Below are 22,906 nucleotides of genomic sequence, written 5' to 3'. Positions count from 1 at the left end.
ACTAAAAAATGGAAGATAAATTATCTTGGTTTGAGAAGCTTGTAATTCCGAGAACAACGGCTTATAAAGATTTTGTTCGTGAAATGAAAACTACTCCGCCTGAACAATTTTTCAGGGATGGAGAAAGGAAGTTTTCTGATCGGGAGAAAAAGTTTATGCAGATTTATAAATCCACGGCAAATCAAATAGTTCAAGGTTCTGCCTACACTGTAAATACAATCTTCAATGCGGATACTGATACTTCCGTGAAAATTAATTTTAAAAGTTTAGCTGAAGTAGTACGCTTTATGGATAAACAGAAAATCGATGGTAGAATCTTAATCATACAAGATAACCAAGCTTTTACAGAAGTGACTATTGGTAATGAAGCGGCAAAGCAAATATATCTTTCAGATTCTTGGGCAAATGAATTGGAGTTAAGGACAGACTTAAGTTTAGGAATGACAACTTCAGAAATTGATGAACGGCAAGCCGATCATTTCCGAAAATATGAAATGGAAACAGATAGATCAACCATCGAAATAAATACCTCTATTGAAAAGACTAAAGATCAAATAGAAAGCACATTAAGCTTTGACTGGGAAGAAAATAGTCTTGGATTTGATGACCTATTTTCAGAAGAAGACTTTGAAGAAAATTTAACCCCTGCATCTGACCTTCCGGACGGCTGGACCTGGAACGATTATGATGATGGAAGTGGCTCGCTGAAGAGTCCAAGCGGTCATAGGTATTACAGCTATGATATGCAAACTCAGGAATATACATTACCGTACGGTCGGCGAGAATGGACAGGTATAAGAGATTTTTATGATGCTCCAAAAAGTTTGAACGAATTCAAAAGCTATGTCGAAAACGACTTAAAAGCAAAAGCGGTGCAAAATAATCTTAATCCGAAACTTTCCGAAGAGGAAAAAAATGATATTCTCAATTACAGGATCTTTATGAAAGAAAACGAATTCATACTGGAGAACTTGCAGATCACAGCGAACCAAAGAAAAGCTTATTCAGAAAAAATGGAATTCGGAACAACAGATGGAGATTATTCTCTTACAAAGGCACAAATGGACACAATCCCAAATGTTATTGATGGTCATATGTTGTCAAAAAATGACAAAGACGAATTGGCTTTCGGCCTATTGGAAAAACAGCTATATGGGGAATCCTACGAATTATTGGATAGCGGTGAAATTCTAAAAAATTATCTGGATGAAAATGTTTTTTCAAGACACAGAATATTAACAATGAATGATATAAAATTTAACAATCAAAACCCAAACATTATGGAAACACAGAACGAATATGAACCATCTCAGTATCCGAAATTTCAGTTAAAATATCTTGGTTTCGGAGAAGGAGAACAACTGCACAAAGATTTAGAAAATGGGATTAATGCTCCCGAAAAAGAGTTCGAAATTAAAACCACTTCCGACAAAACGATGCCCGGAAACAAGGTAGATTTTATATTAAAATTCAACAAATCAGAAAGTGGTGGTGTATTTTTAAATTCCTACAACGCAAAATTAACCAATGAAAAGAGCGAAGAAATTTCTCACAATTTTCCTGTTAACAGGGTAAATACATTTACTGCTAAAGAAGCGGTCAACCTTTTGGAAGGGCGTACGGTAAAAATAGAATTTCACAATCCGAAAACAGAAAAAATAGAACCTGCATTTGCCAAACTGAATTTTAACGAACCCAAAACTGAAAAAGGAAATTATAATTTCCAGAATTTTTACAAAAATTATGGTGTTGATACGGCTCAGATCGTAGAAAAATCCAAACTGATCTTCGATAAGCCGGAATGGAAGGAAAGTACCATAAAATCTTTGGAAAAAGGAAATATCGTCAAGGTAAAATTTGAATTGGACGATAAAGTGGTAGAAGGCAAAGCGGTACTGAACCCGCAATACAAAAATCTGAATCTGTATGATTCCGATATGAACAGAATCAATACCAACAAGCCTTTAGAAGGTTTGGAACAAGACAACAAGCACGAAAAAAATAACGTGAAAGAACAAAGTATTAAACGATAGATCACTTACAACCAATCATTTATTTCCCAGCGGTAAGTCAAATTAATTAGGCTGCCGCTTTTTTAAACCCTATATCTATGAAAAAACTTTTAATACTACCCAGCTTGTTTTTTCTTTTTGTAAGCACTTCCTGCCACAAAGAAATCAAATCCCCAAAAGGAGGAATCGATGTTGTCTCCAATGTCTATTTTGATGTTTCCAAAAATCTGGACAAAATCCAAAGTTTTCATTTGTCAAGCCTTAATTATTCGGGAGATTCTATTATAGAAAGGATTCCGGATGCTGATGCTCCCGAAATAACCCAACAGATTTATTTCATTAAAGATTCATTGTGCTATACCATTGAAAATGAAAATCCGAGCAAAATTATTCTGTCAGATATCATAAAGAAACAAAAGCCGCTTTCGGTTGAAAAGAAAAGAGGAGGAACATTGTTTTCTCAGGAAAAAATCCCCAATTACCGAAATCGAAAAAATCTGAGTGATACGGTTTTGTTTAAGAAACAATACAAACGATTTGAAATCAACTCACCTTGGATGTACACCCGGTTTTACATTTATCCAACGGATACTATTTTACCGTACTCTATTTACAAACACGCAGAAAAGGACTACCACGGAAGGCTCGAAAGGATTGATTCTTACAATAAAAAGACGGACATATTCGTGACGCTTCAATTAATGTCAAGAAAAAACTGGGACGGTGAAGCCAAAGAAATTTTTGAATTTAACCACTTCATAAAAAACAGAAAAAAGTGAAAAATGAAGATTTTTTTAATGAGATAAATGATGACATTTCTGTAGTTGAAGGAAATTTAAAGGAACTTATTGTTTTCACAAACAGTAAGGATACGCTTTCATTCTTGGAGCTTCTTCAATTGAACAAGCAAACCAATAATAAAACATTGATTACCCTCAATTCAGGTTCAAATAGCAAAAAGTTTCTCAATAGATACCAGAATTATGATGGTAAAATGTTTCTTTGTCTTACCGGGGATAGAACGGGAAATGCAATAACCAGGAAAATTCTTACAGAATTTAATGGCAAAAATATCAAAGACGTTCGTCCTTTGTATGAAATTTCTAAAAATGGGAATCAAGACCTGACCGGATATTTAGAGAATAAACTTAATCTTCAAGATAAAAATACTAATTTAGTTGAACCAAAAAATTCTGAAAATGAAAGCAATGCAATTGAATCCAGAACAACATCCGATTCTCAGCAAGTGGGAAACGGAACACCTGAACAAAACACTCGAGAACTTAGCCCTAAAATCCAATCCGAGCAAAACGGAAGTTACGGAAGAGGACAAGCAGTGGGCAGCAACGATGCTGGAAATGGACTTGCAGGCACAGAGCGGAGCGATTTGGGAAGCCGAGACCGAGGAAGAGGATCCTATGACGACTCACAACAGAATAATGTTGGAGAAACTCAAGGACGTTCCGTGGGCGGAATCGTACCCGGGAGAACTATATCCGATAGAATAAGATCAGCTAGAAGACCTTCCGAGGTAGGTGAAAATTCAACAAATAATGTAGAGCTAGATGCTCTTATTTCAAAATATAAAGGACAAAAACTGTCCAACGAACAAGTTGCGGAAGTAGTTTCTGCAGCTTGTTTTGTTTCCGAGAATCACAAGGTTATTCTCAAAGAAAATCTGAAAGTCACGGATGATTTAAAAGAAATCTGCAACAAATTCCAAAGTGGCGGAACCTCAAAAGAAGGCAGAGGAATTTTAGATGAATATTACACACACGATAAAATTGTCGATGCAGTCCGTAATTTAATCAAAGACCATTTCAAAACTCAAAATGGAATTTCCGTTTTAGAACCCAGCGTTGGAACCGGGAATTTCATTTATGCTGCTAACGAATTATCTGTAAATTCTAAAATTACAGGATTTGAAATCAACGAGACCACAGCAAAAATTGCTAAACTTTTGCATCCCGAAGTCGAGATCAACCTTCGTTCTTTTGAAACCGAATTTATTGATGACACAGGTAATAAAAAAAACTCAAAAGATTTTTCAGAAAGATATGATTTGGTCATCGGGAATCCTCCCTATGGTGAACATCGGGGACTTTACAAAGGATTAGGAGAAGAGCCCAAAATTTCAAAATACGAAGATTATTTTGTTAAGCGGTCTTTGGATTCTTTAAAACCAAACGGCGTTTTGGCGATGGTACTTCCATCATCTTGGCTGAACCGCCAAAGCAATTTGAAAAATGCCAATATTTTGGAAGGTTTCCGCTTACCCAACGGAGCTTTTGCAGGAACACAAGTAGGTACCGACATTATCATTCTAAGAAAAAACAATCAAAATATTTCAAAGGATATTTCCAATTATTTTGAAAATAATCCAACAAGAATTTTGGGAGAAACCCGAGAAAAAACCAACCGTTTTGGTCGATTGGAAAAATATATTCACGGAAATTTAGATGAAGCTTTATTTAAGATTGAACAGTTTAAAAATAGGAAAGAAACCCAGCGGATCGGAAATCTGTTTGAAGATATGTTTTTAGAGGAAGAACCTAAAGTTGAAAATAAAGTTCCTGTACCCAAAAAAGGAAATGCAGAAATCGAAGATTCTGCTAGGATTGAAAACCAAAATAAAAATAAGGTAAATGTATCGGAAATTCAAGAAAAAATTGAATTGGTACTTTCTAAACTCAATAACATCAAGTTTAAATCTCCCGCAATTACGAATGAAATTAGCAAGTATCAAAAACTACGCGAAGATCTAATCACAAAGCCAACATCGTTTTCGGAGGAAAAATTAAAGGATCTTATTGAAAAAAGTGATAGAATAATTTCCATTCACAATACGAGAGTCGGGAAGGAATATGAACTTCAAACAAAACCGGGACTAAAGAAAGGTATTTTAAAATATCAGTTCTCCAAACAGGATGAAATTGTAAATACTTCCTTGCAAAATAGCTCTGATATTACCAAAGAACAAATTGAAGCATTCAGAGATACCTCTTATGACGGCACATTAAATAATCTTGGAAAGCATTATCAATTTGCGAACTTCATTGATGGAAACTGGGTTCACGATTTTTATTACACTGAAGGAAATGTTTATGCAAAATTAGAACAGTTAGAGCGAGATTTCGCAGATAAGAATGCAGTTGGTGGAACAGAAAACCAATACGAAAAACAAAAAGCATTACTAGAAAAAGCATTACCAAAAACGAAATCGCTGGATGAGATTTATATCAGCCCGAATCACGAATTCGTACACAAATTTGAGTTAGGTCAAGTAGAAAAAGACCAGTATAATCATATTACAAAACGTACCGAATCGGTCATTTTAGATTACAATCTTGCGGAAAAATTCAAAGATTTTGTAGGCACTTTGTCAAGTGAAGCCTTTGCGGGTTCTTCCGCTTGGGAAGTGCGAAGCTTTGTAGATAACGAAACGGTTACAGGAAGCGATAAAGAGAGGAATGCATTAGTAAGAGAAAGGCGAAAAGCTGCTGCGAATGATTTGTTTTACAAGTTTGTTCGCGAAGAACTTTCCGATGACATTAGAAATCGTTTTGTAAAAGACTTTAACCGCAATTACAATAACATCCACGTTCCGGATTATTCTAAATTCCCATTATTTTCCAGAATCTATCTGCATTTCAAAGGTCAGGAATTGCGTTTGACCGAAGTTCAGAAAGCAGGAATTGGAAGACAGACCACAAAAGGAGTAGGGCTCTTAGCGCACGAAGTGGGTTTTGGTAAAACATTATCAGGAATCCTATCTATGCACGAAGCAATGGAGAGGGGAAATGCGAAAAGACCAATCATCGTAGTTCCGAATGACAGTATTTTGAAACAATGGGTGGAAACGATATTTGAAACCATTCCCAATGCTAAAGTCAATGTTTTAGGGAATCTAGGCAAAGATTATGACCTTTCAAAGTTTGATAATAAAGACGGAGAAATTACCATTGTTACTTATGAGGGTTTCAATAATATCGGGTTTTCATCAGAAATAACTGAAGAACTTTCTTCAAAATTCAGCTACATCTCTACAAGCGAAATGAAAGGCGTTACCAATACGGAAAGGGATATCCAAATTGAACTTCAGAAAGAAAAGGAAATCGAGGGAAAAATGAAACGTGGTAAAATCTATGATTGGGAAGATTTTGGATTCGACCATTTGACGTACGACGAAGTTCACAACGCCAATCATATTGTAGGAAAAGTAAAAATTGAGGACCTAAGATTTGCTTCCGATTTTAGAAGTCAAAACCAACAGACTTCCAAATTGGGAATCAATACCTGGATGGCAGCTCAGTACATTCAAGACAAAAATGACGGAAGAAATGTAACCTTGCTTTCCGCAACGCCTTTTACCAACAAGCCTTTGGAATATTATTCCATTCTTTCTTTAATAGCAAATAGAAGATTAGAAGAATCGGGTTATTTCAATGTAAATACATTCTTCGAGACCTTTATGGAAGCGGACAATGATATGGAAATTGATGCAAAAGGCGATGTTAAATTTAAAGCAAATGTTCGAAGATTTAAAAATAATTCGCTGTTTCAGCAATTACTTTCGGAATTCATTGATATAAAAGGAGAAGAAGACAATCCGGAATTGATTCGTCCCAACAAAATAAATAAAGAGTATAAAATTGAGCAGAATGATCTGACAAGAGAACAATATGACTTGCTCAATGAAAATTTCAATGAAACTGAGAAGGGAGCAATTCTTACTCATATTCTCAATGCCCGACTGATTGCAATTTCGCCATATATATCATTATATTATGATGGCGAAGAACCTTCCGTCAAAGAATTCATAAAAAATTCTCCGAAATTAAAAGAGACGATGGATTTAATAAGGCAGAACAAAAAAGATCTTCCTGACTCCGGACAAATTATTTATTCTGAATTAGCTGTTGCTCAATTTCCAAAACTGAAAGAATACCTCATAACAGAAATCGGTTATAAACCCGAAGAAATTGGAATTATTACTGGTGCGACCAATAAAAATCAAAGAATTTCTATTCAAAATGAGTTTAATGAAGGAAAAATAAAAGTAGTTATTGGCAGTGAAGCCATACAGGAAGGAATGAACCTCCAGGAAAACACCACAGATGTTTATATGCTTACGTTGCCGTACAATTTTACGTCACTTCGACAAGTGGAAGGACGAGCGTGGAGACAAGGAAATAAAAATGAAAATGTGAGAATCAATTTTATGCTGACCAATGACAGTATTGATGTGTTTATGCTTCAAAAACTGCAATCCAAACAAGCAAGATATTTAGAAGCGATGAAAAAAGGAGCCGATGTTTTGGATATTTCGGACATCAGTACACATGAGCTTAAAACATCCATCATTACCAATCCCGAAACCAGAGCCAACATTGAAATCGAATTAATGAAAAAAAGGATTGAAAGCGAGAAAAATAAGCATCTCGCAGATAGTGCTTTTGTGTTGAGAAAATACGAAGATGTTTTGAAAGTTCAAGAGTTAGTCACCAAAGCTGAACATTCTTATAATAGAATTGAAGGCTATTCGAAAAATGGCGATGCAAATGCTGAATATTGGGCAACCCAATTACCATCATATCAAAAAACAATTGACCTTCATAAAGTTCAAGTACAAGAAGTAATTGAAAATTTAGCTCAGAAAGGAATAGATGTTACTCAAATTGAATTTCAAACCAAAACCACTGAAGATAAAATTGCAGAACTGGATAAGAAGTTAGAGGAGCTTCCGGAAACGAGGGAGAATTTGGTGGCGTTGTACAAAATAGAGAAAGCGGAACAATTAAAAGCTAATGAAAATAGAGATTATGTTAAAGAAAGATTGGATGAAAATAGGGCTTTATTTTGCTTATTTCCGAAAAAAGGCATTTATAGTAATAATCCATTGCATAAATCATTTGGTAAAACGGAGGTTAATGTAGATTTAGAAAATAAAGAGGTAAAAAGAAGAAGATAGGTGTCAAAAAATCTAATTCACTATAATGTTATTTGTAAATTTGGCTAAAACTTTTAACCTATAAATTAATGTCTTACAAATCGAGATTTGACTCTTTAGAGCAGAAAGCACATCATCAAATAATAGCAACTAAAATTTCCAAAGAAATGGGTGAATTACGCTCACTCGTAGAAAAATCCCCTATTACACCTAAAAGATGGATTTGGGAATTAATTCAAAATGCAAAAGATGTACATTTGGACAAAGGGGTTCAGATAAGAATAGATTACCAACCGGAATATGTCAGTTTTAAACACAATGGTATGCCCTTTACTGCAGATAATATTCGATTTTTAATAGAACAGATATCCACTAAAAGCAGAAGCAGACCAGAAGAAGGTAAGAGTAAGACTACAGGAAAATTCGGCACAGGATTTTTAACAACTCATTTATTGTCAGAAATCGTAACCGTCAAAGGAGTTGCTAAAGAACCTGATTTGGATTACAGAAAATTTGAGTTGCAATTAGATAGAAGTGGTTTTGAATTAGAAGATATTACTGAGGCGGTCAAAAAATCTAAAGAATCTGTAGCAGATTTGGATAGTTCTCCTATTTACTTGGAATACCTTGAAGGGGATTTCAATACGGAATTTGTATATCCGTTACAGGATAAAATTAGTGTTAATGTTGCCGAATCAGGCCTAAATAATTTAGAGATTTGTCTTCCCTACACTCTTCTATTCGTCCCAGAGATAGAGAAAGTTGAAATAGTATCATCTTCTCATTTATTTATTAGAAGTAAAGAAATTGAAAAAATAAATGATGAAATTAGTTTACATACCGTAAAACTAATTGATACTGATTTGATTGAGGAGAAAATTTATTGCATAGTTGTTTGTTCTTTTGGACTAACTTCTATTGCAATGCCTATACAAAAGGATGCGGATTCTATTTCATTATTACCAATCGATGAACAAGTACCGAGATTGTTTTGTGATTTTCCGCTGGTAGGCACTGAAAAATTCCATGTGCCAATAATTATCAATAATCCTAATTTTAACCCAACAGATCCGCGGGATGGTATTTACTTAACGTCCTCTGAAAGAGTTAATCCACGAATTGATGAAAATAAAAGCATTATGAATGAAGCAAAGTCACTTTATTTCAAGTTGCTAGATTTTGCTGTTACGAATAACTGGAAAAATCTTCATTTACTTGCACAAATAAAATCAATTTCGGAGGATTATGATTGGGTAGATAATAATTGGTTTATTAAAGATGTAGTTAATCCCATTCGTGAAAAATTGCTTCATATACCCATTGTAACAAATGCTGATGGAAGTCTTATTTCGATTTTAAATGAAGAAGAAAAAATACATTCTTGGTTTCCCAATTCCGGAAGTAGAGAGGTAAGAAATGAAATTTGGGAGATATCAAATTATTGGTTCCCTTATCGTTTACCACAATTTTCTGATATTGAACTTTGGTACAGATTAAATTGGAAAGAATCTGGTAAATTGACTGTGGAGCAATTAGCAATATTTGTAGATTATTGTAAAACTTTAGAGAATCTATCAGAAAAGATTAAAGGAATAGAAGTAACTGATTGGATAAATAAATTTTATGAATTAATAAAAAAAGAGCCTAAAGATTATGATACAATTATAAATAAATATGCAATTTTCCCTAATCAAAATGGTAATTTTAAAAAAATATTACATTTAAAAAAAGATAAGGGTGATATACCTATTGATTTTAAGGATATTTTGGCTCTTCTTGGAAACGATATTAGAGATGAACTTTTGCATAAATCAATTAATTATGATTTCGATCCTGAAAATATTAGAGATAAGAGCTATGCGGTAGAAACAATCACGTCAGAGGTTAATAAAAAGTCTATTGATAGGAGTATTTCAAAAAAGTATAATGAAGCATTTAAAAAGCTTTTATTTTGGTTTAATAAAAATACCTCTCAAGCAGCATATCTTTTTCCTACGCTTTTTAAAAATAAACATCTTTTATATGATGATGAAGAAATTATAGAAAATATTAACAAAGCAGAAGAATTAAAAGATCTTCTTTCTACTTTTGACGTAACGTCGGCTAATGAACTTAGACTTAAATTTGAAAACATAAACGATGATACGCAAAGCCTACTTCCTATTACACATGAAATATTAACCTCAATGGGTATAACAAATATTGAAGAATGGGAAAATGCAATGCGTGATACAGATTTGAAAGCTTTATTTGATCATCAATCTGTTCCTACAACAGATATGTTTCTTCTATCACAGTCTCATATTAAAAAGGCAAGAATGAGAGTAATTGCTCATCTAAAAACCTTAGATAATTATGACCTTGAGGATCTTGATATTAATACCGCTCCAACAATTTTAGCGGGTGTTTATAAAAATAATAATCCTGTAAAAATTGTTTTTAGACCAGCGTATTCTCAAGAGGTAATCGTGTACTATGGTGCTGAGAAAGATGCACTAGATTATGCTGATGCTGAATTATGGGTAGATGATGGTACTGAGATATGGCAAGTGAGTTTAGGACATATTTTAAAAAAGAATAATATCAAGAAATTTCCTATATAGAAAAAATGACATTACAAGAATATGCAGTTAAACAGATTGGCTTACCCGAAAGTAATAGACTGAAGTATGAGGTGTTATTACCTTCGAATATCGAAATTGGAAAATTAATATGCGCCTATGCAAATACTGCTGGAGGACTTCTAGTTCTCGGAGTTTTAAATAAAAACAAAACAATATCCATAAAAGGTTTAAGTGATGACTTTCGGGTGGACATGGTAGTAAATAATTCATTGATGAAAATCTCTCCACCAGTGAAAATTGAAAGAGGGTTTATTAATTATGAAGGAAAAAAATTATATATTATAAAAGTAGAGAAGGCGAATGAAATTGTTACTTATAATGAAGTTCAATATGAAATTACTTACAAAACAATAAAAAAAGTAACTTTTCAAAAAGTTAATAATAATACAAATATTACCGAGAAAATAATGCCCTACGCAGATAAATTGGACGCTATACTAAAATTTTTGTTGGATAATCCAAAAAGAATTAATGTAAATAAATATACGATAAGAGAGGTTTTTGCTAATGAGATTTCCCTGTCAGAAGCGGAGCAATTAATTGAAAAATTGAAAGAAACCAAATATGTAAAATCTTATAATGACAGATACATTGGTATGTCAATAGATACGGCCGTGTTTCTTGAAGATGGTGGTTTCAGCGGAAAAAGTCCAAATTCATTACAATCGTCAATAAAGAGTATTTTTTTATCATATAGTTGGAAACAAAAGGAGGCTGCTAGTAAATTATACAATTTTCTGAAAGCTAACGGATATAATCCATCAATGGACGATCACAATCTCGCATATAAAGACAAACTTTCAACTTTTATGGAATCTATAAGGACTTCTGATTATGCAATATTGATTATTAGTGATGATTATCTTAAATCTGCTAATTGTATGACTGAAGTTTTGCATATTTTAAATGAAAGAGAGTCTTATAGCAGAATACTTCCGATCAGACATGAAAATGTCAAAATTTTTAGTAGTAGTGATAGAATGAAATATATTCATTTTTGGAAGACGCAGTTTGAAGAGAGTACAGCTGTGATTGAAAACCTTGATCGAATAAGTACTATTGAAGAAAGTAAAAAGCTTAAAATAACAAGCAGGATTTATCACGATATTGGAGATTTTTTAATTACAATAGCTGATATGATTACTTTTACGATTGAAAAGGAAGAAGAAGTTTTGTTCAGCAATTTATTAGATTATATGGAGCGAGAATGAAAAAGAATAATCATAAATTTTTTTAATTAATTTATTTTCTACAGAAGTAAGTTAGTTTATCCATTATTATAATCTTTGTAAATATGACTACTGCTTAGTGCCGTATTTTACCGTTAGAGAATGATAGAATAACATCAAATTCGCATGATTATTTTCTATCTTTGCGGGAACCAAAAATTACTATATTGTAGTAATTATTTATATTTATGGATAATCGACAGTTGTATTTAACATTGATTGGAAAAAGATTGGCATATCTCAAAACAGAGGTAGAGCTTTTTAATTCTCTCAATTTAACAGATATTAATGTCTATGCAGAAAATTTTTATAGAGATTTTTTCAATTTATTAGGCTATGAATTCGATAATACGAATTATATAGAAAACAATTTTGCTCATATTGATTTAATTGATACCAAAAACAAATTAGCTATCCAAGTAACGTCTCAAAATGACAACAAGAAAATAAAAGAAGCAATTGATGGTTTCTTCAACGACCCTTTATACAAGGATTACAAATTGAAAATATTATTAATAGCTAAGGATGCTAAAGATTACAGAACAAAATTTGGGAACGATTTCAATCATAAAGAAGATGTCCTTGATGTTAAGAAAATTCTAGCACAGATAAATAATATTTCTGCTTTAGGTAAACTTAAAGGCATTGCAGATTTTCTTAACGAACAAATTTTACAAGAACGGAAAAAGACCGAATCTAACGAAGTAGAAACGATAATGGCTCTGATAGAGTACTTAAGCAAAGATGACAACCTTAGCATATCTGAAAAACCGGAGAATGTAGACCCTCAATTTAAAATATATAATAGATTTTCAGAACATAGCGTTTTTTTAATAAATTTATATACAGAACTTTGTACAGTTTATCAGCAACCTTTGATTGAAGCTAAGCGTGTAATCGATGGAGTAAAAGCAATTAAAATATCAAGTTACTTAAAGGATGAGAGCGACAAGATTTTAACTGCTGTAGGTAATAACCCACAGGTGGCATTAGAAAAATTAGTTGAGCTATTTTATGGTAAACTTTCCGAAAACGGAATTAAATTCGATAAGATTGCTATAAAGTTTTATTTGTTAGATGAATTAATCAATTGTAATGTTTTTCCCAATAATTAAAAATGTTAGTATCTAAAGACGAAAATATAAAAACATCATCTGTATATGTTGCTTCTTTGATTTTGAAAAATATTCAACGTCAAAAGGTCGACAAAATTTCTATTTTTGAGCTTTCTAAAGACCTTAAAAAATACAACATCACACGATACAGACATATGTTTTTTGGACTTGCATTTTTATATTCATCCGGAATAATTGATTTTAAAGAACCGTTTATTTATGTCAGAAAGCAGAAATGATTAAGATTAACAGACTATACAGCGAACCCCAGATATTTGAGCCCATTTCTTTTGAATATGGGATAAATATAATTATGGGAGAAGAGGCAGAAAGCACCAATAAAAAAATTGGTGTAGGTAAGTCTATCTGTATAGAGTTTATAAATTTTTGTCTGCTCAAAACAATATCAGATAGTAGATTAAATTTGATTCCCAAGAAATATTCTGATATAACTGAAAGTCAAATTAAATTAGACCTTGACTTCAATGATAAGAAAATCACTATCTCTCGTTCAATAAAAAACCAAGAAGAAATTACAATTTTCGTCAACGGAGAAGAAAAGATTTTTGATAGATTAGATGATGCTTCAGATTATCTAGGCTCTTTATACTTTGAATTATTTCCAGCTAATTTAAAACGATTAAGTTTTAGAAATTTATTGCAACCAATTATCAGAGACGAAAGGTCAGAGTTTAAAGACCTAATCCAGTCTCACGATACAAAAAAAAGAATACCTTCAGACTTTGGTCCTCATCTTTTTTATCTGAGTTTAGGCCTCGAAAAATATTCGGAGATTAAAACGTTGAATGATGAGCTACAAAAAAGAAAGGTCTATTTTACTGAGATAAAAAAATTGGTAACTCAAAATGATGAATTAAAGATTCAAGATGCTAAAGCTCATTTAAATGAGTTGGAAAGTGAAGTTTTAAAAGTCAATAAATCTATTGAAGGATTAAAGAACAATGAGTCTTTTGAATTACTCCAGGAAGATTTAGTAAAATTAGAAAGTAAATTAGCAGAACTTAGAACACGTCAGCAAGCCATCAAATACGAGATTAAACAAATTGATTCTTTGCCAAAGCCCGAAAATATTAATGAAAATGAAATTTCTATAATATTTAATCAGTTTAAACAAGGGTTGGGAGATTTAGTTGAAAAATCTTTGGATGACCTAAAGGAGTTTAAAAACAAAATAGATGGGTTCAGAAGTTCTATTGTAAATGACCGATTAACTGCTCTAAAAAAAGAACTCACTCAACTCAATGAAGTAGTTAGGAAATTAGACAATGATTATTCTCAAAAAATTAGTCTTATAGATAAAGGCGAAGTTTTAAGGGATTTGAAAACTTCAATCAAAATATTTAATGATAAAAACAGTGAGTTAAGTAATCTTCGTTCATTGATTGAAAGATACGATACTGCCGAAAGAGATAAAAAACTATTGGAAGCAGAAAAGACAGTTCTAATTTCTGATTTTGATGAAGAATTATACCAAAAATCTAAAATAATCAAGAGTTTTAGAGAAACAATTTTAGAGATTCACGAAAAGATAATGGGCAACAGGGAAGCTCATTTCGATATCAAGACAACAAAAAATAAAAGCGTTGTAGAATTTGTTATGAGAACAGATGATGATGGAAGTCATTCTACTGAAAGAATGAAAGTTTTTATCTATGATATTTCATTGATGCTAAACGAATACACCAAACAATATCATCCCGGTTTTTTAATTCACGACAATATTTTCGAGGACGATGATTCTATTGAAAAAAGTTTAAACTTTCTTTATGGCTACAATGAAAATAGTCCTAATGAATTTCAATATATAGTTACATTGAATAGTGACTTGATAGAATTAGCTTCTCAAAATGGTAAACTTTTATTTAATGTTAATAATGTAAAAAGGGCATCATTCACAAAAGAGAATAGATTTCTGGGATTAAAGTACAATGAAATGAAGTAACGTAGAAGTAAGCTGATATTCCCATCCCACACTTAACCAGTTCAAGAAAAAATAACGTTCTAGCAAAACGCTAACTACAAAAGTCTAACTCTTCACCTGTCTTCTATAATATTGCTAAGGATTTACAACTGTTGTATTTTTTACATTATTTTTTTAGCAACAGCAAATAGCAAATTCGCATCCTCGTTCCTTCATTGACAAAGAGTTATCCCAACTGTCATCGTTCCATTGCCAAAATGCAAATGGGTGAAAGGAAAATTATTTAATGTGGCATTATAGTACAATATGTAATTGCTTTACTTGTATAGTAAAATAAGAGTGCAAAAAATTACAGAAAGATATAAGTCGGTATATTCAGATGTATAATAGGCATTAAAATGCACTAAATATCCTAATTTAGCATTTACATTAAAACTTTTTCAATGGCTAAAACAATTTCGGATGCTGATTTATCAAGTGCAGGAGATGACTTTCATATATTATGGACCATCAAGAAATCTCTGGAATTATTAAATTTTAATAACCAAAGTTTAAAGGCTATTACAATTGAAGGATTTGAGAAAAATTTATCTAAAACAATAGATCCATCTGGAGAGAAATTCTTAGGGATTGACTTAACAGAGTATTTTGGAGGAAGTGATTTTGAAAGTGCTGATTCAATTACTATCTCTCAATTAAAATATAGTACAAGAAGAGTGGGAGAAAATTTTACTTTTTCTAAACTTTATGAGGGGAAAAAATCAAATTCCTATGATGGGTCAATTATTCATAGACTAGCAACCATTTTCAAAACATTTATAGATCAATTTGGAAGGGAGAAGATAATTAAGAAAATAAAAATCAAATTAATAAGCAATAGAAATATCAATGCTTCCCATTTAAAGCAAATTGCTCAAATCCAAGATTATTTAGTAAACAATAAAAGATCAATAAGTTTTAATGCTGTTTTGAATGAGTTCCCTGATATATCAAAAGAACCTTTTTCTAAATTAAAAAAAGCGTCAGGACTTAACTTAAATGAATTTACGGATTTTATAAGATTATTAGATTTTGAAGATTGTGGAACAAATTCAAGGCAATTACTGAAATTTGAACTCATTAATTCTATAGCTAGTGCAAGTATAAAATCTCAAAACCAATTCAATTCTTTATTCCAAATGATCTGGAGTAAAATGATGCCTGAAAAACGTGAAGAAAGAACACTAACCTTCATCGATGTAGTCGCTAATTTTGGATTTAGTAGTATTGAAAACTTGTTTCCAGTTACGCAAAATTTTGAAAATAATTCCAATGTAATTCATAGAGAACAATTAGGTGATATCATATCAATAATAGAAAACAATACTTCTTATTTTCCAATCTGCATCCACGGAGGAGCAGGAATAGGAAAGTCTACGATTACACATCAAATAAAAGATAGTTTACCTGAATATTCTGAATGTATTTTATTTGATTGTTATGGAGCAGGAAAATATCAAAATCCTGAAGATAAGAGACATCTTCACAGAAACGCGATACTTCAGTTAGCAAACGAATTAGCAAAAAAAATAGGAACAGAATTTTTACTTTTACAAAATGAATCGGATGACATATTTTTAAAAGAACTTATAAAAAGAATCCGAGATGGTGTTGATATTTTAAGAAATAGAAATCCAAGTGCTTTTTTAGTATTTATTATCGATGCCGCAGATAATAGTGTTACAGCAGCAAAAAATAATGGAGAAAAAAGTTTTATTGAAGATCTCGTAAATATTGAAATTCCAAATGGTTGTCATATTATTGTAACATCGAGAAGTTATAGAAAAGAATCTCTCAATCTACCTAATAAGTATACGGATGTTGAATTAAAACCCTTTAGTTTTGAAGAAACAACATTATTTACAAAAAAAGTTTTTCCACGTATTACCAGCCAAGAGATTGCAGAGTTTCATAAATATTCCAAAGGAATTCCAAGGGTACAGTTTTATTCCTTAAATCTTAAAATTCAGGGAATAAGTGAAATCATAAACTATTTGAAACCAAATGGTAAAGTTGTAGGAGATTTGATTTTAGATAAGATTGAACACGCCATCAGTAGAGTTGGAAAAGATAAAAAACCTTTAGTAGAACAGTTTTTTAAATTGCTGATATCATTGCCAAGACCTGTACCCATTGCTTATTTATCCGAAATAATGAAGGTTGAGATAGATTTTCTAAAAGATTTATCTTCTGATATTTGGAATGGGTTGATTTTAGAAGACGATTTATTTAGCTTCAGAGATGAGGATTTTGAAAATTACATTGGAGAGACGTATCGTACTACCTTGGAAGAACTTCAAGAAATTACTAAAATATTTATAACTAAATCTGAAACTGATGAATATGCTGCAACTAATCTAGGAAGCCTTCTATTTAATGCTGAATATAAACAAGAACTTGTGGATATTGTTCTGAATAGAAAATTATTATTGTTCCCAAAAGACCCGATAAGAAATAAAGAAGTTTACATTAATAGAGCAAAATTAGCTTTAAAAATAAGTCATGACATTCAGGATAATTTAACGTATTTCAAGTTATTGTTTATTGTCGCTGAAGAATTAAAAACAGATAAGGCATTATCTAACTTACTTATAACCTATCCTGATTTGGTCTCTAGATTTGGAGACGAGGTATCTTTATCCAGACTCAAATTAAATTCAGACGAAAAACCGTGGGCGGGAGCGTTTCATTTAAAATTGGCAGGAATATATTCACGTAAATCTGAAACCAAAGAGATTGCATTAAAACATTTAAAAACAGCCGGGGAGTGGTTAAATTGGAGACGAAATAAAAAAGATGAAGATTTAAATGATTATCCTATTAGCAGTCTCGATATTGCCTATGAAGTAGAAACTGTACTAAGAATATCTGGTTTGCATAAAGCAATTAGAGCAATAAATAGATGGAAGCCAAAAGAAATCAGACTTTCAGCAGGCAATTATTTAGTAGAAAACCTGATTAGTTTTTCTACAAAAGAAAATATTGGTGAGTGGTCGCAACATCAAAATTTTAGGACGGATGTTAAAATATTTATTATTTGTAAGTTATTTCAATATAACCACCCGATCAATTTCGACTTAAATCTTATTGCCAATTACTTATTAAATATCCTAACAAAAAAAACTTTAAAATTTAATAAAAGATTTCAACAACTTCTCGTTCAATTTTGTGGAATTTTAGCTCATCATAAAACAAATCCAAAGATAATACTGGATATTCTAGGTTTTATTATCATTAAACCTTTGGAAGAAATTCCTCATTTTTTTAATTATTCTGATAAGGATGAAGAAATAGCAATGGATATAACTTTAGCTAAGGAAACTTTAATTCTATCCCTAAACAATTCAGAAGCTAATATAGAATCTTTTTTCCCTGATAAGTTTAGAAATGTTGATAAAATTAAAGATTATGAAAAAAGAAAATCAATAGAAAGTGATAAAAAAGAGTTTGTAAGTTTCTATAAATATGCAGTTAGAATATACCAATTACGTTCTGATTTATTGACTGAACGAATCACTCAATCTGAATGTCTATCGAAATTTGAGACAATATGCGGTAATATTGGAAACGATTATGAATTAAAATATCAGTACGGTTATCAGATAAATGATAGATTAACATTTCTATCAGGAAAGCTGGCAGAGATTGCTCTATTTTTTAAAGAGAAAGCTGAACGGATTGATTTTATCATAAAATCTTTAGATAATCAAACAGATAAGTTAAAACTTAGATTTGAAGTTTTAAGCAAGACAATCTTAATTGAAGACTTAATCAAAAACTCATTTAAAATTTTAGCTGAGTCAGATGAATTAATTAAGGATTCTGATTTATCAGCGAAAGAAGCTACGGATAACTATATTAAGTGTTTACTTTTTAGCAGTAAGATTGATAACGCTTTCAGTCAATATTTTTTTGATGAGGCTATAAAAGCTACTTCAGAGATAGATTATGAAGCTTTTGCTCAAATATTATGTATTTATTATTTATCGGAAATAGGAATTACTAAACCTAACCCTCAATTGGCTTATCAATATGCACGTTTTGTTGAATATTGTGATATAAAATTGGGTTCTTACGACAAAAAACACTTTCCATATAGAGAAGGACTCTTGGGACTTGCCAACATAGATATGCCTTCAATGTTTGCTACAATTTGCAGATGGCATCATAGAAATGTTGTTAGAATTGGTGAAGAGATTACCTCTTTAATTAAAATAGCTGTTGAGAAAGGATATATTAACCATATTGTGGCAGGTTCAATGATCCTTTTAAAAACAAATTATAATTTTAAAGAATTGGAAAGTCTTTATAAGTTATTGATTCAGAAGTTTGACCAAACAGGCAATTCTGAACTAAAAAGCAATTATATAGATTCAGAATATAAACATTTAAGACTAAATAAAGACAAACATTTTACCAGAAAAATTTATGATGAAATTAAATCTGGGAGATTTATTGATAGCAATATTGTAAATGAAATTAAAAACTATATAGAATTTTTAGATACACTTGAAGACAAGAAAACTAAAACATATACAAATAATGGCTTCAAAAAGGAAGAATTTGCTCATAATATTGATTTGAACAAATTAGATTATACCTTAACAAAAGAAATAGAGAAAGCTATTGATCAAATTGTTTTAAATAATAATGAGACTTATAATCATCGATGGACTATTGAAAATTTTTTAACAGACATTGTAAATAAATGCTCTCCAAATGAATACACTTTATTTTTATCAGTGCTAGTGGAGGTTGATGCAAGCTTAATAGATTTCCATTCTTTTGAGATAACTTTAAAAAAAGCCTTTACTCAATGGGACTACTATCCAGGAGTGAAAATTTGGAAGAAGGATAATTTCAATAATGTAATATCTACCAAACTTCAGCACTTTGATTATGGAAATACTTTAAATATTTGGTCACTTAGAGAGTTTGCCAGTTTGTTTAATATTGATAATATTCAATTAGCAGATGCTCTTGTAGGAATTTTACCTCAGAAAGTAGATTTATTAACTGACGAGTCAATTTACAGTTCCTTTGAATTGATTAAAAGTAAGCTGAACCCGGATGAAAACGAACAACTATTATCGTGGGTTTTAGAAAGATGGAACTCTAAAATTAAACCTGACGTTGCTGATGGTGTTTGGGCTGAAGATTTAACCGCTCCTGAAACCTCTGATGTAAACGTTGCAAATTTGTTAAGATTCATTCTCGGACATCCAGATAAGAAACTGCGTTGGAGGGCAATCCATTCTATTAGGAGATTAGCAAGTCTTAATAATGTAGAAATACTTAAAGTATTATTAGACAAACAAAATGAAAAGGACTGTTTTCCTTTTCAGAATAAGGATTATATCTATTATTGGATGTCTGCTAAATTATATTTGTGGATTGCAATAGACAGAATCTCAATTGAAAATCCTGAAATACTAATTCCTTTTAAAGATACTTTCTATAAAGAGCTAATATGTGAAGACTTACCTCACGTTTTAATCAAACATTATATCAAGAAATCTTGTTTAAATCTTTACAAATTCGATCAGTCTATATTTACGGATATTGAATTGCAAAGTATTGAAGGTATTAACAAAAGTAAATTAGGTTATGTAGAAGAAAAACAATACAGTAGGCAACAACGAAGATATTCAATTAAATCTGAACAAAAATGGAAGTTCCGCTTTGACTCTATCGATACTTTACCATATTGGTATAGCAGAATTGGAGATATTTTTAATTTATCGGAATATGATGTTGCCGACATTGCAGATCAATTTATTTCTGAAAAATGGGGTTTTGTGGGTAAGCCTAATGATGATGATTATCTTCGAAGTCAACTTTATGATAGAGATTGGTATTTAACAAGAAATGATCACGGGAGTAATCCGGAAATAGAAGATTTATCCACTTATTTTGAATACCATGCAATGTATTGTGCAGCAAATTTCTTTTTAGAGCACGAACCATTTTTGAAAACAGATTATTCTGATTATTGGGATAGCTGGGAAGGTTGGTTAAATTCGGAAGCAAACGCTTTCGACAACTTTTGGTTATCAGATATAAGAACTGCTATTCCATTAAAGTTAGATTACTGGAAAAATAATGTAGAAAGTTTTGACTTACTTTGGAGAGATTCAATTCCGGAAGAATATTTTGATGAAAATGTCGGTTTTTCAAAAGAAAATAAGAACGAATTTCTAAATGTGTATGGAGCTATCAAAAAATATACAGGAGAAAATCAAGAAACAATAACTTTTACTTCGTGTTTAGTTTCAAATAGAGGTTCAGAAGCTCTATTGCGGGCCTTGCATACAACTAAGGATAGCTATGATTATTACCTTCCTCTTGAAAAAGATAGTGATAATGACGACTCTGAGATAGATGAAGTAGATTTTACATTTAAGGGATGGTTGAGGGAAAGTCGAAGTGAATATGATGGCCTTGATACTAATGATTCATTGTTTTCTGATAGCTCTAAAGGATATTTTGTGTTTGGGGATATTGTAAATTCTTATTTTAATATAAAATACGATAACACTTATACAAAGGGATACTTTGAAGATAATGAAGTAAGTATATATGAAAATTGGAATGAAATAACGGATGACAATTATAGAAAATATAATACGGATACAGAGACTTCTGGTTGTTTTTTTAAAGTCAAAAGTGAATTTATTTTGAATTTCCTAAAACTTGAACAGAAATCTTTAATAATTCGGTGTATAGTCGATAGACAACTAGAGGAAAGAAACTACAGAGAAAGAAATAGTGATAATACAAATCAAGTTAAACTTTATTTAATTAAATCAGATGGCACAGTTAAAACACTCAGAGGAAGAGATTATAAAATTGGGTGAAAAATTAGTAAGAGAACTTGACTTGGAATATTCCACAAATACATTAGCAAGATGGATGTCTCATTATCTTGCTGAGTTAATGGGAAATATTGATAACATTAAATCTGAAGAAGAAAAAACGATATTGCAACAGGAATGTTGTGATATTATACTAAAAGTTTGGTCCCAAAAAGAGAATCTACCAATTACAAAACCTTTAGATAATTTAAAACCTATTATAGAAATATTAGAGGTTTTAAAAGAACAAAAAGAAGTAAGCATATTACCACGTTGGCTTGAATACAATTCATTACCTCGTAATAACGAATGGGCCTCACTAGTTGATTTAGTTAAAAATAATTCTGAGCAAATCTTCAGCAAAGTTGTTCAAATGAATTTACACAAGGATATTTTAAGTAAAGATAAAGAATGGCTAAAGGAAAATAAAAGTTTTCTAAGTAGAGATGAGATAAACTTTCTTGAGCTTATTGACGTTATGAATAATAATGACTTTAGTAAAGGAGTAATTGATTTAAATGATTTTGAGATGTCAGATGATAATTCAAAGAGAATAAAATTTATGTTTGATGAATTAGAAAATTTAATAGATGAACAAAAAAAGGAACTCTTGAAGATAAAGAAGAACTACCTTAAAAATAAATAATTACTTTTTGTATTTTAAGGTGATTACTTCTTTCTTATATATTTTAAGAATATTTTTTTATTTGATAATCTGAGATATATGATTGATTGAAACGAAAAATCCTAAATTTATTTGCAAAAACTAAAAAAAGGCATATATTTGCAGCAGTAAAAACGACGATCTCTAGACTGTTTAAAAAAGTGACCTATTCGGTGACCTCTTAAACAAGAGAACAATATAAAGCTTATGGATAGGGCTTTTTTGAAAAAATAACAAGTCCCGTCCGGATCGCAAGATCTTTAAATCCCTTTCAATTATTTGAAAGGGATTTTTTTATGCGAATTTACTTTGAAAAAACTAAGTCTTTATTTACGTAAGGAATTAAGTAAAAAAGGAAAGGCTGGAATAATTCTTATTATGCATAAGCTGATTATAAGGAGTACAAATATAAAATCAAAAAGGATGATAGAATGACCGGAGATTTGATAATGTCGCTCAGTCAGGGACTTTGCTATC

At 31.3% G+C, this 22,906-nt stretch carries 9 protein-coding genes; all 9 read left to right on the top strand.

Annotated elements, in window-relative coordinates:
• Positions 1-8: 8 nt before the first annotated feature.
• The 9 genes from BW964_RS07920 to BW964_RS07875 all read left to right on the top strand — a co-directional run bounded on the left by BW964_RS07920 (position 9) and on the right by BW964_RS07875 (position 22,411).
• Positions 9-2,033, top strand: coding sequence for a hypothetical protein (locus BW964_RS07920; RefSeq protein ID WP_076506227.1), 2,025 nt, complete (start codon positions 9-11; stop codon positions 2,031-2,033).
• Positions 2,034-2,110: 77 nt separating this feature from the next.
• Positions 2,111-2,791, top strand: coding sequence for a hypothetical protein (locus BW964_RS07915; protein ID WP_076506225.1), 681 nt, complete (start codon positions 2,111-2,113; stop codon positions 2,789-2,791).
• Positions 2,788-7,983 carry a helicase-related protein gene (locus tag BW964_RS07910; RefSeq protein WP_076506224.1) on the top strand — a complete coding sequence of 1,732 codons (5,196 nt, stop codon included), beginning with the start codon at positions 2,788-2,790 and terminating at the stop codon, positions 7,981-7,983. Before BW964_RS07915 ends, BW964_RS07910 begins: the two co-directional genes overlap by 4 nt.
• A gap of 68 nt (positions 7,984-8,051) precedes the next feature.
• Positions 8,052-10,565 carry a sacsin N-terminal ATP-binding-like domain-containing protein gene (locus tag BW964_RS07905; protein WP_076506222.1) on the top strand — a complete coding sequence of 838 codons (2,514 nt, stop codon included), beginning with the start codon at positions 8,052-8,054 and terminating at the stop codon, positions 10,563-10,565.
• A 5-nt stretch (positions 10,566-10,570) separates the two neighbouring features.
• Positions 10,571-11,797 carry a TIR domain-containing protein gene (locus tag BW964_RS07900; protein WP_076506221.1) on the top strand — a complete coding sequence of 409 codons (1,227 nt, stop codon included), beginning with the start codon at positions 10,571-10,573 and terminating at the stop codon, positions 11,795-11,797.
• 206 nt (positions 11,798-12,003) lie between these two features.
• Entirely contained in the window at positions 12,004-12,930 is a 927-nt protein-coding gene (locus BW964_RS07895; RefSeq protein ID WP_076506219.1) for an SMEK domain-containing protein, read from the top strand.
• 313 nt (positions 12,931-13,243) lie between these two features.
• Positions 13,244-14,893: a DUF2326 domain-containing protein gene (locus BW964_RS07885; RefSeq protein WP_165789167.1), complete on the top strand. Its 1,650-nt coding sequence runs from the start codon at positions 13,244-13,246 to the stop codon at positions 14,891-14,893.
• A 422-nt stretch (positions 14,894-15,315) separates the two neighbouring features.
• Entirely contained in the window at positions 15,316-21,768 is a 6,453-nt protein-coding gene (locus BW964_RS07880) for an ATP-binding protein (protein WP_076506214.1), read from the top strand.
• Positions 21,722-22,411: a hypothetical protein gene (locus BW964_RS07875; protein ID WP_076506213.1), complete on the top strand. Its 690-nt coding sequence runs from the start codon at positions 21,722-21,724 to the stop codon at positions 22,409-22,411. The genes BW964_RS07880 and BW964_RS07875 overlap by 47 nt, the downstream gene beginning before the upstream one ends.
• Positions 22,412-22,906: the final 495 nt, after the last annotated feature.

The organism is Chryseobacterium shigense (genome assembly GCF_900156575.1).
Lineage (GTDB): Bacteria > Bacteroidota > Bacteroidia > Flavobacteriales > Weeksellaceae > Chryseobacterium > Chryseobacterium shigense.
The sequence above is the reverse complement of the archived record's forward strand: the minus strand, read 5'-3'. Positions and strand labels throughout refer to the sequence as shown.